At 52.4% G+C, this 14588-nt stretch carries 13 protein-coding genes; 5 read left to right on the top strand and 8 right to left on the bottom strand.

Annotation, left to right across the window (positions count from 1 at the left end):
- Positions 1-7 precede the first annotated feature (7 nt).
- The 5 genes from PGR6_RS09135 (at position 8) to PGR6_RS09115 (ending at position 6952) form a co-directional block, all read left to right on the top strand.
- Entirely contained in the window at positions 8-763 is a 756-nt protein-coding gene (locus tag PGR6_RS09135; RefSeq protein ID WP_018928260.1) for an EAL domain-containing protein, read from the top strand.
- A gap of 38 nt (positions 764-801) precedes the next feature.
- Positions 802-1470: a winged helix-turn-helix domain-containing protein gene (locus tag PGR6_RS30330; protein WP_018928261.1), complete on the top strand. Its 669-nt coding sequence runs from the start codon at positions 802-804 to the stop codon at positions 1468-1470.
- Positions 1471-1961: 491 nt separating this feature from the next.
- Entirely contained in the window at positions 1962-3356 is a 1395-nt protein-coding gene (locus PGR6_RS09125) for an undecaprenyl-phosphate glucose phosphotransferase (protein WP_018928262.1), read from the top strand.
- Positions 3357-4262: 906 nt separating this feature from the next.
- A complete protein-coding gene (locus PGR6_RS09120; RefSeq protein WP_064616879.1) occupies positions 4263-5273 on the top strand; it encodes an acyltransferase family protein in 1011 nt (336 codons plus the stop codon).
- A 308-nt stretch (positions 5274-5581) separates the two neighbouring features.
- Positions 5582-6952: a hypothetical protein gene (locus PGR6_RS09115; RefSeq protein ID WP_064616878.1), complete on the top strand. Its 1371-nt coding sequence runs from the start codon at positions 5582-5584 to the stop codon at positions 6950-6952.
- Between the two features lie 406 nt (positions 6953-7358).
- Here PGR6_RS09115 and PGR6_RS09110 read toward each other — a convergent pair whose 3' ends face one another.
- The 8 genes from PGR6_RS09110 to rfbA form a co-directional block, all read right to left on the bottom strand.
- Positions 7359-7718, bottom strand: a complete 360-nt coding sequence (locus tag PGR6_RS09110) for a VanZ family protein (RefSeq protein ID WP_064616877.1) — start codon at positions 7716-7718, stop codon at positions 7359-7361.
- Entirely contained in the window at positions 7715-9805 is a 2091-nt protein-coding gene (locus tag PGR6_RS09105; protein WP_064616876.1) for a YjbH domain-containing protein, read from the bottom strand. The genes PGR6_RS09110 and PGR6_RS09105 overlap by 4 nt, the downstream gene beginning before the upstream one ends.
- 8 nt (positions 9806-9813) lie before the next feature.
- Entirely contained in the window at positions 9814-10581 is a 768-nt protein-coding gene (locus PGR6_RS09100; protein ID WP_064616875.1) for a capsule biosynthesis GfcC family protein, read from the bottom strand.
- Positions 10578-11237 (bottom strand): YjbF family lipoprotein, encoded by a 660-nt coding sequence (locus tag PGR6_RS09095; protein WP_064616874.1) that lies wholly within the window; start codon positions 11235-11237, stop codon positions 10578-10580. The genes PGR6_RS09100 and PGR6_RS09095 overlap by 4 nt, the downstream gene beginning before the upstream one ends.
- Positions 11238-11251: 14 nt before the next feature.
- Positions 11252-12364 carry a polysaccharide biosynthesis/export family protein gene (locus PGR6_RS09090; RefSeq protein WP_177343076.1) on the bottom strand — a complete coding sequence of 371 codons (1113 nt, stop codon included), beginning with the start codon at positions 12362-12364 and terminating at the stop codon, positions 11252-11254.
- Positions 12365-12450: 86 nt separating this feature from the next.
- Positions 12451-12741 (bottom strand): hypothetical protein, encoded by a 291-nt coding sequence (locus PGR6_RS09085; RefSeq protein ID WP_064616872.1) that lies wholly within the window; start codon positions 12739-12741, stop codon positions 12451-12453.
- 431 nt (positions 12742-13172) lie between these two features.
- On the bottom strand, positions 13173-13712 hold the full coding sequence (rfbC, locus tag PGR6_RS09080) for a dTDP-4-dehydrorhamnose 3,5-epimerase (RefSeq protein ID WP_064616871.1): 540 nt from the start codon (positions 13710-13712) through the stop codon (positions 13173-13175).
- A complete protein-coding gene (gene rfbA / locus PGR6_RS09075; RefSeq protein WP_064616870.1) occupies positions 13709-14587 on the bottom strand; it encodes a glucose-1-phosphate thymidylyltransferase RfbA in 879 nt (292 codons plus the stop codon). Before rfbA ends, rfbC begins: the two co-directional genes overlap by 4 nt.
- Position 14588 lies beyond the last annotated feature (1 nt).

Here is a 14588-nt window from a genome sequence, read left to right as displayed (position 1 = left end):
CTAAACAATGGAGTCCAGCAGGCAATATACCGTGCAAGATAACTTCGCATTGGTTTTCTTCAGGCAATCAATCCTCAAGCGAAACGATGAATTGTTCGGCAGTGAGATTTATGCCAAGGCGACCAAACAACAGACACCTCTGAACAAGGGGTATCAGCCATTGCATCCCGATCACCCACTGGCGATTTATCGTGAAGTACTGATGCGGATCCAATTAAATGCCCTTTCACAGATCGAGGCCACGTCGTCCCCATCCGTACAGACACCCAATAAATTATTCGTGACCATGAACCAATCCGCGTTATTGGATAAAGCGTTCATCCGAGAACTGAACGACGCTCAAACGACACTCAAGAAGCATGAACAACAGCTAATCCCCAGCATTAATGGCAGTTCGCTCCTTTCGTTCAATCTCAAAGAAAAAAGAACCATTATCAATCATATTCATTTATTGAAGGACAACGGGATCGAGATCGCTTTCGATGGCTATGACTTAAGCGATGACAGCGCTGAAAAACTGATCAGCCCGAAGCTGTTCGATTACATAAAAGTGGACCTGACCCGGTCCAATTTCGACATCATGGTCGATAACAGTCAGGACTTTTTCAACAGGTCTTACGACTGCCTGAGCAGCATGATCCATGACAGCAAAATCAGATTCATTGCGGACCGGGTCGAGCACAAAGCACTGCACACACTGGCCCGCAGCATGCCTTTCGATTTTTTCCAGGGGCGGTACTACTCGCCTACCGAGGTTATTTAAGCTTAAAAAATTTCACCAAACTAGGAAGGAGCCTTATTGTGAATACGCCAAACAACAGCTTTCTAATTTTCACCCGAGATCAACTGGCACGACAAGCTATAGAATCGCTTCTCGCACAACGCCTGCATCTATCTTTTGAAATCGAATCTGGCAAACTCAGCAGCGAACGCATCCGAAAGAGTCGATTCACGCACATCCTGCTCGACCAGGCCGATATCTCGCTGAGCGATGTCAGCTTTATCCGCAAAAATCAAAAAGATGCGGAAATCATACTCATAACTCCCAACTCGGAGCATTCAGAACTTCATCACTTCTCGCACTTCGGGGTTGATGGATTTCTCAAGAAACCGGTGGCAGACGAAGAGTTCATCTCTGCAGTCAGCCGGGTTAAAGAGTCGCAGGGGAACCCCGACATCTGGTGGTTTAATGCCGACGACAGAACATTAATCAAGGAAGATATAACCATCCCATTGACCGGCACCGAATCGTTAATGCTCACCCAACTGGTCATCAGTGATCGACGGGTACTCAGCAAGAACGATCTTATTCTACGTATCGATAAAGACCCGGAGAATTACAGCGGCCTTGAAATGTGCTTGAGCCGACTGCAGAAAAAATTCAAGACTGCCGCCAACGGGGAACGCCTGATTCGCTCGGTCAGAAACCGTGGTTATTGCCTGGCACAAAGGATCAGAATCGCATACTGATTGAAATCGCAAAAACAATAACAATAAATGCGATTTCCCGCTCAACCCGATACCGCTTGACTGCCTAACCACCTCACCTCGTACTTCCCGCCGCCTGTCCCTCGCACATATTTCTCTCCATAGTTCCTGCCGGATCCCTCCCCATGGCGGGCAAGCGCTTATCGGAATGCTGCAATTTTATAGACGATTTAGTGATGCCCTCCTAATAAAAGAGCACGACCTTTTATAACATGAGCCCTGGAAGTGGTGTCCGTTATAATTCGTCAGACACCCACAAAGATTAAGGTACTAGTATAAAAACCGGACACTGAGACAACCGTATCAGCTGACTTGAAAACAACATTCGGATGGCCAGCCATAGCCCGCGTTATTCCCTTCCAATAATAAAAATAATCTCTGACCGAACTGCGCTCGCTCAGCCTTTGCGCGCGGCTGCCATTTATTAACCGTCGACTGATACACAACGTGGCGCACGCCCGAGGGACACCGCGATGGTACATAATCGTATTAATCGAAACAGCATATCCAAAGGACTGACCTTCTGGGGGCAATGGATAATTGCCATCACTTCGGTCAATGCGTTGTTATTTGCTCTGGCGTTGTACCAGACAGGAGAAATCGAAGCTCATTATCGTGTGCTTGCCGTGCTGACGTTCCTGGGCTCGGTCCCTTCTTACTCCCTGCTGCTGGTCTATCACAAGCAGCATGGATACCTCTCCGGCCTGGGTCGACTGCTGCTGGGGTGGCTGCTGACACTGACCGGCCTGACCAGCATCGGCTTTCTCAGCAAGACCAGCGAATTGTTCTCCCGGGAAATCATCATGGTCTGGGCTGTGGCAGGTTATTGCGTGCAGGCCTTGCTGTACCTGCCTCTGCATAGTTTTTCCAGACACTACCACCGGCAATTGCACAGCCAAAATAACACCCTGATCATCGGCACTGACCAACTGGCGGTGAATCTGGCGGACAAACTGGCCAAAACCGAGTATCCGCCGCTGGTCGGCCTGATTAGCTCAAAACCCAACGAGCTGTCGACCAACGTCAATACCCACCGGATCGTGGGCCAACTGCAGGAACTGCGCGAGCTGATCCGGGTGCACGATGTCCGGCGGTTGTACATCGCGCTGCCTTTGAGCGAAGCCAAACAGGTCGAAGCGCTGTACATCGACCTTCTCGACTCGAATGTGGATGTGGTCTGGGTTCCCGACCTGGGCAGCATGACGTTGCTCAATCATTCCGTCAGCGAGCTGGATGGCCTGCCCGCCATCCACCTCAATGAAAGCCCGCTGACCAGTTACCCGACAGCGGCACTCAGCAAGACCCTGCTGGACAGAGGTCTCGCCGCCCTGGCGCTGATCGCCTTCAGTCCACTGCTGCTGGTGATTGCCGTCGCAGTGAAGATCTCCTCCCCGGGGCCGATCATTTTCAAACAGGAACGGCACGGCTGGAACGGCAAGATCATCAAGGTCTGGAAATTCCGCTCCATGCGCCTGCACGACGACCATCAAGTCCGCCAGGCCGGCCGTGAAGACCCACGCATTACCCCGGTTGGCCGTTTCATTCGACGCACGTCCATCGATGAACTGCCGCAGTTCTTCAACGTACTGCAAGGCCATATGGCGCTGGTCGGGCCGCGGCCGCACGCGATTGCCCATAACGACTACTACACCGGCAAGATCCAGGCCTACATGGCCCGTCATCGAATCAAACCGGGCATCACCGGGCTGGCCCAGATCAGTGGCTGCCGTGGCGAAACCGAGACCCTCGACAAGATGCAAAAGCGCGTGGAGATCGACCTCAACTACATCAACAACTGGTCGTTGTGGCTCGACATCAAGATCCTGATCAAGACGCCCTTTACGCTCTTTTCCAAGGACATTTATTAATCGCTGCGATTCGCCCCCCTTGTGATTAAAAAGACCGCAGTCCGGGCAGTCAGATCTCTGACTACCCGGAGCCCCTCCATCTCATCTCATTCGCACTCTTTTTTGTAACAGTTGCAAAAGGCTGCGTTCGGACGAAGCAGTCGTGAATGTGGCTAACGCGTTGTGCCTGACGAGCCGCAAGTTCTGGCTTGACGACTGCTGCGCAACATCGCATGTTCGATAGCCGCTACAAGTATTAGCCTGTATGAGGTGGCAAGAGAGGCCCTAGACTCCACATCGTATGCGGCGTAGTTCGCACGGCCGGTGATCTGGATCAAGCCCGGACTCGATACTTCCAGCCGTCACCGGGCTGACCGTTGTCGAGGTTCTTTCCCCCAGTCCCCGCTGTGAACGCAATTGGCGATTGCCGCTGATTTGCCACTTGCATCGAGGTACACCCCATAGGCCGTAGCATCTGCTTCGCTGATATGGTGGTACCCAAACGCCGACAACAATGCACTAACGCTGTAACTCAGGCTCTCGACTAGGTTACGCAAGTGGCCAGCCTCACGACCGACCCGAGCCAGAAACTTAGCTTGGCCCACCCAACTGTCGATCTTTTAGTGGGCCACGGCCTGGTTCAGTGCAGGCAAAATAATGCCCGCGACTGGACGGGTCCTTGAAAGGATCTGCAGAATTTTCTATTCAATTAACGACATTGAAAACTCCTTGCAGTAAACGATTTAAGACCCATGAGCAACAAACCGGACAAAACCACTTATAAGAATTGTTAAATTTTGTCGGCACAAATATCGACACAACCCATAAAACCCGTGAAATAATTAGCGATGGTATAAATCAACCCCCAAAATATAAAAACCCTCCAGATACCTATTCGAGCAGAATAATTGACATGGAAAAATCAACATGCTTATAGGAATTCATTATATGCGAGGGATAGCGGCCCTCATGGTTGTTATATTTCACGCCATAAGCTTCATGGCCATTTACAAAAACTATGACTCACCGATACCTCACCACGTTCTAGCCACCGGCGTAGATATTTTTTTTGTAATCAGTGGCTACCTCATGGTTAAAACCACTCAAAAATTCAAGGACAGCAGGCTCGAATGGAAGTTATTCCTGTATAAGCGACTAACTAGAATTGCTCCTATGTACTGGCTTATCACCATCGCGATTTCGATCGCTATACTATACAAACCAAGCCTTTCAGAAAAGCAAGTAGACATCGAACTTATTGTAAAAAGCTTGCTATTCATCCCTACGCACATACCTGGCAGCGATGTGCAGTCGACCATCCTTCCAGTTGGATGGACTCTTGTCTATGAAATGTTCTTCTATATTATATTTGCAGCACTAACATCAATAAACTATAGAGCTGGACTGGTAGCGCTAATCTCATTTTTTGCTTTTCTATCTGCTTTTCACGGGATGACGGACAACTATTACTACTCCCTCTATAGCAACCCTATAATCTTAGAATTTATTTTTGGCGCAATAATAGCTAAGCTCCCAACCCCACCGCACAGAAAAGGTTTGGCTATAGCGTTCGTCGGATTTGTGGCTTTGTTTGTCGGCTCGTATATAGACGGACCAGATCTGGGCATGAGAGTAATAAGCGCCGGACTAGGGGCAGCGCTCATTATTTACGGCGCAAGCGGCTTAACAATAGGCCGACCTTTGAAAATCCCAAGCGCACTCGGTGATGCCTCCTACTCAATTTATCTCACACACATGTATATTATTAAAGCAGGTGCGAAGGCGCTCCCACCGTCGCTGTTTTCATGCACCGTACTATCACTGCTATCCGTATTGATCGGCTACGCAATCTACCGAGCAGTGGAACTCCCAATCCAGAACCTGTTCACAAACCAGAAAAAGCCAATCCGTAATATAGTCCAAAACGCAAACAGCTAAATAGAACACATCAAATGGTATATGCACCAGCTTTTTTTAAAAAAATGGCAATAGCAACCATGTTCAGACCAACCACATCCCACTCATACGACTTAAATACTGACGCAAACTATATAATTAAAGCAGGCAAATGCTCCTACCCATACTGCTTTCATGCCTTCCACTTATTCTTATACCCATATCGACAGGGTATGTGATTTACAAAATAATTGAAAAACCCATGCAACTGTTTACCAGCAAAAAAAGCCGAAGACCGATCTCGCAATGACGACCAGGATTTAATTTACTGCAAGGAGTCACACCAAGCCATGATTCAGCTCTTAATACTTTTCCTAAGCGTTGCCACAGCCTTACTGGTATTCACAAAAAAATACAAACTAATACCCATATATATGCTCTTTGTGTTTCTATTCACCATTGACTATGCAAATTATTACCTAAAAATAGATTCCTCACTCTCCGGCTACTTGGTAAAAATGTACACGGAAATCCTTTTCGTATTCACCACACTTTATTTTATAGCGAGCTCCCTCAAGTCAAACAAAACAAACAAAATAGCATTTTACACTCTACTATTCTTAGTATTAACACTTGCAATAGGTATAAATAAAAATGGCGCTCTTAGCGCAATACTAGATTGGAAAAGTTCAATCTTACCAATAGCACTACCTCTACTCCTAATTTATAGCAAGATTGTCGACTCAAATACCATAAAGAAGCTAATGGGGTTCGTCTGCCTACTAACATTGCTTAATACAACAATAGCACTCTTCCAATACTCCACATTTAACGGAGACCCACAATCCTCTTGGCGATATGACTTTCTTGTTAACGCCCGCCAAAACAACGAGACAGAAAACGAAGAGCGATTCGTAACCTACCAAATAGTTCGCAATGATAAATTACGCGCCTCGGGAATTTTTGTAAGCGCCCTGCAATATTCTTACTTAGCAGCCTTTTCAGCATTTTATATATTCTTACAAATACTATCAGTAAAGAAGAACAAATTTGTCCTCTATCTAGGGTATTCAACTCTCCTTCTTACCTTCATCCTAGGAATGTTAGCCAGTCAAGTTAGAGCGTCTTTTATAATTTTTTTAGTAGCCATTGCGACCTACTACACCTGTACCAAGAGAAGCCCTACTGGTATAACACTGCTTACAAAAAGAGCTCTCACTCTAATCCTAGTAAACTACTCGATACTATTACTGACCCTATTCATATTCGGAGCTGACTCGCTTGATGCCTCGGCTGCTGGCCGAGCACCGCAATATCTAAAAGCAATATCTGAATTCTCCATAATTGGTGCTGGACTTGGAAAATACCGAGGGCAGTTTGATTCCGATCTCGTATATGGATCATTGACATTAGGCCTTATATTTTTATTTATACCGCTTCTATTCGTAACAATGCTCAGGAAAACATCTTCAAAGCAAGCACTTTATTCAGACGAAAATGCCTATACAGTCACACTTGCTTTCTGCATAGCCACCTCAGTAGCAACAGTCTCTTTATTTCAGCACCTTTCAGGAACAGTGTTGTACTACGTGACATGGTTGCTACTCATTGCATCAGCGACCAGAGTATCTAGTCCAATTCACAAGCCAACCATAGCTAAAAACAAAACATATAAAATGTATCATGAAGTAAATACGATAGTAGGGAAAGCCAGAAATTGATTTTGATATTTCTAGCATTACTAATCACCAGTTTTTTCTTCCCTCCGGCTTGGTTGACTCCCGCGGAACGTGATGCCGGGAGCAAAAAAAGTCGAAAAATGAAAAACTTTCCAATTTTTGCTTTGGTGAGTTACAAAAGGTGGTTGCAGGAACTGAGTGCAGCGCAATTATTGAGTTGAAGCTGGAGCATGGCGGGATCGACGCAAGTATCCGCACCGCTGTCCGGCCCGCTAGCTGCAAGATGGAACCCTGGGGTATGAAATTGAACGGCCGGATGAGATAGGCGCCGACTACATCAAGCGGGTCGACGACGCTTGTGCCATCGGCAAAAGAGGTATTGCTGGAGGGGTATAGAGAGGATCAACGGTACAACATGCCGACAAACTGCTTAGTGCTTCAACCCTTTTCAGCGCAGCCAGTATCTCGAAACCAGCAAACCCATCAACACGCCGATACTATTTGCCAGCATGTCGTAGGGTGAAGCCGTGCGCAGCGGCATCATACCTTGCGCGGCCTCGATGATTACGCCGGTGAGCAAACACCCCACGGCGACCCACCGAAATTTCACATTGGGAAAGGCCAGCCGGCAGCTGCATGTAAATACCAGAAAGCCGATCCAGTGATGGAGCTTGTCCTCTTCGACGAACAGTTCCGGGATCGGCTGAGCGCGCAATCCCGCGAACAGCAGAATCGCCGTCACCATGGCAAAGGCCAGGCCTCGGAGCCAGAACGGCAATTCGATCAAGCCTTTGAGCCATGTGATCATTCGGTAATTTTCTCGAAGTTGTTGTAGAACAGGCTGCTGTCACGCCCGTCGGTCATGGTCTGCAATGAGTAGGCACGGCTCAGGCGCGCACCACCATCGCGAGTCAGTGGCGTCCAAATGATATTGGCACGACGCATGGTCGAGGTACTCAACAGCTCGTCGAACGGGATGGAAATGTAAATGCCTTTGTCAAAGCTGCCCTCGCCATATTCCGCCTTCGACGCCGTGGTCAGGGTGACCCAGCCGCCAAACTTCACGCCGTTCTTGAACTCCCGTGACAAGTCGACAGTGGTGCCCCAGTCCCGTGCCAGGTAACGCCCGACGCTGACCGCTGCAAGCATGTCATTGGGCAATTCAGTATAGCTGGTGACATGACCCGTTATGGTCTGGTAATCGCGCAGGCCAAAGCCCTGATCAAAATCCCGCTGGCGCACAAAGTTCAGATCGGCGCCCAATGACCAGCGTTTCCCCGTGGGTCGATACAGCACTTCACTGCCGACCCCGGCATACATGGATTCCAGATAGCCACCATAGACCATGCCATACCAGTCCCGATCCAGCTGCGCCGCGTGGTTGAACTGGAACGTCGGCATCGTCACGTCGGAGGTGGTCAGGTATTGACGCAAATCGGTGCGCACTCGCGGCAACCCGCTCGGTGCGTCGTAGGTGAACTTGTCGTAGTTGTTCAGCAGGTTGACGCTGAGCAGGCCGCTCCACCAGGTGTTGCGGGTGAAACGGTACTCCGCGTCGGCATCGGCGGTGAACTGATAGAGCAAGCCGTTGGGGCCGCCAATATTCTGTTTGTAGCCCAGGCCCAAGCCATAGCTGAACGGTTCCAGCGCCTGGGTATAGAGCGTGGTTTCCCGGTGTGCAGTCGCCGGGTTAACCTCGGTCGTACGGTGCAGATCCTTCAGCGGCTGGTCGTTGTTCACCACCGCGCGGAAGGTTTCTCGCGGCACGCTGGTTTCTTCGATAGACATGTCATAACGCTGATTCACCAGGGTGAACCAGTCGATGTCCTGATTGACGCTGTTATCGAGAATCCGGCTGGCCCGCCCGACAGCCTTGGCCGAATAAAAATAGCGAGATTGCTCGCCATACACCATCAACTCCGAGCCGCGCTGGGTAATGCGTTTGACCTTGTAGCCGGCATTTTGCTGCAGCCGGTTGGAGACATCGGCCCAGTTGACTTGATCGGGCGGAGTCAACGGTGCCTGCGCGGGCAGCGGCTCGGCGGGAGGGTCATAGGTCTTCACCGGTGCCTTGCGGCTGACAAAGTTGGTGTGCAGGGTGATGCCGAACATCGCCGTATTGCCACGCTCCCAACCGGCGCTCAGGTCGACGCTGTCGGCCAGCTTGTAGACCACGCCGACGTTGATCGGCAGGTCTTGCTTGAGCGGGTTGTCCAGTGGCTCGTTCTTGTAATCGTTGCCCTCGTACTCGATCTTCAGGCTCAGTGGTTCCCAGGGCGTTTGATAGGCAATCCCACCGAACAACGAAGGGCGGCCCCTGAAGTACGCGTTGGTGTTCACGTCCCCTGCCCTGGCCACAGCCGCCGTGCTCTGTGGCCGGTCGTTGAATTGGCTGCCCAATACCGACAGCGGGTTACTGAAATCCCCACGATTACCCAGATAACCCCAGGCAATGCCGAGGCTGAAATCCAGGTCGCCATAACGCTTGTTGGCGACGAAATACTCGCTGGAAAACAGCCCGGTACCACCGATATCCCGGGCGCCGATAGCGACCTGCGGGGCCCAGTGAGTTTCTTCCCAAAGCCGCGCTTTCAAGTCGATGGCCTTGTCTTTGAAGCTCTGGCCGTCGCTAAAGTCCTCGGGGCCGTAATTACGGTTGGTGATCGCTGTGTAACGAAACGACCCTTCCAGCCAATCGAGTGGCTGCAAGGAAAAACTGTAGCGCGAATAAGGGTCGGTACGGCTGGCCGTGACGCTCAACTCCCCCGCCGGGGCCATGCGCGCGGTGGGGGTCTGTAACAGACCGACGCCACCAAAATCACTCTGGGTGTAGCGCGGTTCACCGTGAGCCAATCCGCAGGGCAGGAGCAATGCAGCAGCAAAACGTAACTTCAACGGGCACTTCAAGGGGCCACCTCAGCCAGCGGTTGAGTGGCGAGAAACTCGGCCAGTTGTTGATTGAGCTCAGGGGTCGGCGTCTCGAGATCGTCGCTCCTGATCGGCACCAGGATCTTGCTGCCGGGCGCCACAACGATGCCGTCCTCACGATTCCATGCCGCCACGCCCACGCGCCGAACCTGGCCGTCGGGCTGGATCAGCCACAAATAATCACCCTCGGCGTCGCCAAGAATGGCGCAGTCACGGGCATAGGCACGCACTTCCTGCAGGGCTCGGTAAGGCACCTGACAAGGCTGCGCGACCGCCCCGAAAACTTCCACGGTGGACGGCCGCTGGGGGTAAATCAGATGGTCGCCATCATCCAGCAGCGCGTTGCGGGCGAACCCCGTTTCCACAGCGATCGGATCGAGCACCGCGACCTGACGTCCGGTGACCGGTAGCTGCTCGACCTGCTCATATAGGCGCGCGCTCAATTCTGCTCGCGTGTTTTTGCCATCGAGCAAGGCCCCCCGTTGCAGCAGTTTCAGATCGAACAAAACACCCGCCTTCAAGCGCGTCTGCTTGTCCACTAATGAACGGTGCAGCCACGCCGCGCCCAGCCAGTAACTTTCGGCATTGGGTTGGGCGTTACGAATGACATCCAGCAAGCGCGCACCGGGCTTGATTTCGAATTGGCCAGGGCTGCGCACATCACCGCTGACCGTGACGGCCGCTTGGCCCACGCCCGGGCCGATCAACAGCAGGCCAAGCAAAAAAAGGTTTGAACACTTCACCGGGCAGCTCCCCGATCACGGCGCACCTGCACGATTTTCAGAAACAGTTGCGGCGTCAGATGCTGCTCGCTGCGCAGGATGAAACCGTCCTGGGGGTCGACCCAGTAGCGGTTGGTGGCGCGGAAATTCAGGGTGGGTGCATCCACCTGCTCGTCAATGCGCAGCAAGGCGTAATCCTTGTCCAGAATGCTGATGGTCTCGATGCCATGGGGACTGAAACGGCTGTTGACCGCGATACCGATGCGGTTGCCGTTATAGATGTCGATCCAGCGCGTGCTGGTATAGCCGTCGGGCAAATGCTGAAGGCCGCGTTTGAAGGGCGACTCTTCATTGAAGCGAGTGCCATCCAGGGAAACGCCCAGCCCGACAGTGCGCACCACCAGGCCGTCGCGCATCAGCAGCACTTGCTTGCCGGAAGCGACCCAGAACTGCAGGTCGCCCCGCCGACGAGCCATGGCCATCACGCCCTCACTGGAGGGGGTGGTGACAAGGATCTGCGGATATGGCACAGCGTCGACCTGAGCACGGGTCAAATTGATGGAGGCAGGCCCCGCGACAGATGTTTCAAGGGTGTCCCAGGAGGCCTTCATCAACGGGTTACACCCGCACAGCAAGAGCGCCATCGTCAGACTGGCGCAGGTAGGCAAAGTTTTCACGGCGGGATTGAGCCTTATCTGCTGTTGGCTTCGCTGAGATCGTTAAGTGAGCTGGCACCGGTCCCCAGGACAGAGGCCGTAGGCAGAAGCTGGCTGATCAGACGGTTCCAGCGCGTCACGCCGGCCGGGCCGACATAGACGATGTCTTGCGGTTGCAAGTCGAAACGGGTGGCCAGTACCAGGGCCGAAGGGGATTCTGCGTCGAGCTGGAACACCTTGGCCGGTTCGGTTTCCAGGTGGTCGGCGCCGCGAATCACGTACACCGCATTGCCGTTGGAGGTGGTCTGGTTCAAGCCCCCCACTGTGCCCAGCGCATCGGTCAGGTTGATCGACTTGCCTTTGAAGCTCAGTGCGCGAGGCAAATTGACCTCACCCATGACATAGATCCGCTTTTGGTCGTTATAGGGCAGGTACAGCCGGTCGCCGCCCTTGAGGTAAACGCCTTGCAACTGTGAGTCCTGGCGATTGAGGGTGTCCAGATCGAGCTTGTATTCGCGCCCGTCCCGAGTCAGCGTCAGGCCTGACAGGTCTGCGTTCGAGGGGTCCACACCGGCCGCGCCAACGGCCTCCACCACGCTCAACGGTGTGGTAGTGATTGGCTGTTGGCCAGCCTTGAGCACCGCACCGGAAATCACCACGGTCTGGCTGGCGAAGCGCAATACGCTGACGTCGACCTGGGGGCTTTCGACAAATTGCGACAAGCGCTCGGCAATAAAGGCCCGCAACTCTTCGATGGTTTTACCGGCCGCCGGGATATTACCGATGTAGGGATAAAACAACGTGCCGTCCGGACGCACCAGACGCCCGTTGGCATCGAGTTGCTGTTGCGGTCCCGAAGGCGCCGTCAACTCGGGGTGATCCCAGACCGTGATAAATAACAGGTCGTTGGCACCCACGCGATAACCGCCTGGAACGTAGGACAACAACGCTGGGGGAACGGATTCGCGAACTTGCGTGGCGGCATCCATGGCAATCAATTTAGGCGTGATAGGAATAAGCTCCACCCGGCTACTTTCCGGAGAGCCGTCACTGACCATTTGACTGGTGTCCATATGTTGACCAGGCGAAAACATACAGCCGTGCAAGCTGATACTTGCCAGCATAACAACAGATAATCTACGGATCATAAGGGCACTACGCTAGTCGAGGGCAAATCTAAAACAAGATCACCCAGAAAGTTCTGAGTGATCTTGAACAACATACTTCGCGGGGTTTAGTTGGTACCCGTCGTACCACTAGTACCGGTTGTGCCACCCGTTCCAGAGGTACCGCCATTGGAACTGCCTCCAGAGTTTGAAGCGGCCGCCGCAGCGCCGACAATGGCCGCGCCGATCACCACGGTTTCTGCGACCGTCACTCCCCCAACCAGCGGGGTACTCAAGGACAATGGCTCGCTCACCTCTTCGCTCACTGCTTCGCTCGCCGTTTTGCTCGCCGGCTCATCAGCCGCCAACGCTGCAGTGCTCATGACAGCCAGCAAGCCGGCCGTAAGTAGTTTCTTCATATCAGACTCCTTCTCGACATCAACTCTGCATTAGATTTGAGACTAAGGGACCGGGAATGGAACAGCAGGTGAATGAACTGACACCCGTCAATTGAACGAGACAGTTCATGCACATTGCCTCCTTTGGAGAATGTCATTTATAGAGAGTGCATGCCATACGCCAAACCTCGTCACATCATGGACAAAAGCGCTTGCACCGAGCAGGACTTATTGACGGAAAAAGGCAATTTTCCAAGATGTTTGCTACATGAGAAGGCATTTTCGGCACAAACTCCCGAGCAAAAGTCACTCCCCCTTCACGCCTATTGTTATTATTAGTCAGGATTTTCCCGGCATCCTGTCCCGCTAGGTTCTATTGTGACTGAACATTCAAGGCTAAATAACATCAGGTCATAAATAGTTAATGTTAACTATAGACCAATATTAACCCGTCATTCCCCGTTCAACACCGCGCGCAAGCGTGGGTTGCGCAAGTCTTTTTCCGAGAGTTGAGGCGATTCAACGGGCCAGGTAATGCCCAGCTCCGGATCATTCCAGAGCAGCCCACCCTCATCCTCGGGGAAATACAGATCGGTGCATTTGTATTGAAAATCGGCGGTATCGCTGAGCACGCAGAAGCCGTGGGCATAACCCGGCGGCACCCATAGCTGCAGATGGTTGTCGGCGGTCAACTTGACCCCTACATGTTCACCGCAAGTGGCCGATTCGGGATTGATGTCCACCACCACGTCGTACACCGCACCTTGGGTAACCCGCACCAACTTGCCCTGGGGCCGGGTCCGCTGGAAGTGCAAACCGCGCAATACGCCATACTGCGAGCGTGAGTGATTGTCCTGGACGAAAGGCAACTCGATGCCGGCGTCGCGATAACGCTGTTCGTGATAACTCTCGAGAAAGAACCCACGGGCATCGCCAAACACCTTGGGCTCGATAATCAGTACGCCGGGCAATCGGGTGTTGATGACATTCATTTCGAAGGCTCCGTCGTCAGTACGCGCGCCAGGTATTGTCCGTAACCGGTTTTGTGTAACGCGGTGGCTTGTTTATCCAGTTCCGCAGCCGACAACCAACCCTGGTGATAGGCCACCTCTTCAAGGCAGGCCACCTTCAAGCCCTGCCGCGCTTCGATGGTCTGGACGAAATGCCCGGCCTCCATCAACGAATCATGGGTCCCGGTGTCCAGCCAGGCAAAACCACGCCCCAGCACACTGACGTGCAGATCCCCGCGTTGTAGATAAGCATTGTTCACGTCGGTGATTTCAAGCTCACCGCGTACCGAAGGCTTGACTTGCTTGGCGATGCTCACCACGTCTTTGTCGTAGAAATACAAACCGGTGACAGCATGGTCGGACTTCGGATGCGCAGGCTTCTCTTCGATCGAGATCGCCTTGCCGCTCTCGTCGAACTCGACAACGCCAAAACGATCCGGGTCGCTGACTCGATATCCAAAAACAGTGGCACCGGTCTGTCGTTGTGACGCTTCGCGCAACAAGGCGCTGAAGCCATAACCGTAGAAAATGTTGTCGCCCAGAATCAGCGCCACATTGCTGTCGCCGATGAACTCCTCGCCGATCAGAAAGGCCTGCGCCAGGCCATCAGGAGAAGGCTGTTCTGCATAACTGAGTTCAATGCCGAAAGAAGAACCATCACCCAGCAAGTTCTGGAAGTTGGGCAAGTCCTGGGGCGTGGAAATAATCAATATCTCGCGAATGCCCGCCAGCATTAATACCGACAGCGGATAATAAATCATCGGCTTGTCGTAGACCGGCAGCAGCTGTTTGGACACACCACGGGTAATGGGATGCAAGCGGGTGCCGGAGCCTCCCGCCAGAATGATACCTTTCATA

The organism is Pseudomonas sp. GR 6-02 (genome assembly GCF_001655615.1).
GTDB lineage: Bacteria > Pseudomonadota > Gammaproteobacteria > Pseudomonadales > Pseudomonadaceae > Aquipseudomonas.
The sequence above is the reverse complement of the archived record's forward strand: the minus strand, read 5'-3'. Positions and strand labels throughout refer to the sequence as shown.

Excerpts from the sequence above, each read along its gene's own strand:
- PGR6_RS09135 (WP_018928260.1), top strand. The coding sequence starts at position 8 with ATGGAGTCCAGCAGGCAATATACCGTGCAAGATAACTTCGCATTGGTT.
- PGR6_RS09125 (WP_018928262.1), top strand. The coding sequence starts at position 1,962 with ATGGTACATAATCGTATTAATCGAAACAGCATATCCAAAGGACTGACC.
- PGR6_RS09120 (WP_064616879.1), top strand. The coding sequence starts at position 4,263 with ATGCTTATAGGAATTCATTATATGCGAGGGATAGCGGCCCTCATGGTT.
- PGR6_RS09115 (WP_064616878.1), top strand. The coding sequence starts at position 5,582 with ATGATTCAGCTCTTAATACTTTTCCTAAGCGTTGCCACAGCCTTACTG.
- PGR6_RS09110 (WP_064616877.1), bottom strand. The coding sequence starts at position 7,718 with ATGATCACATGGCTCAAAGGCTTGATCGAATTGCCGTTCTGGCTCCGA.
- PGR6_RS09090 (WP_177343076.1), bottom strand. The coding sequence starts at position 12,364 with ATGATCCGTAGATTATCTGTTGTTATGCTGGCAAGTATCAGCTTGCAC.
- PGR6_RS09085 (WP_064616872.1), bottom strand. The coding sequence starts at position 12,741 with ATGAAGAAACTACTTACGGCCGGCTTGCTGGCTGTCATGAGCACTGCA.
- rfbC (WP_064616871.1), bottom strand. The coding sequence starts at position 13,712 with ATGAATGTCATCAACACCCGATTGCCCGGCGTACTGATTATCGAGCCC.
- rfbA (WP_064616870.1), bottom strand. The coding sequence starts at position 14,587 with ATGAAAGGTATCATTCTGGCGGGAGGCTCCGGCACCCGCTTGCATCCC.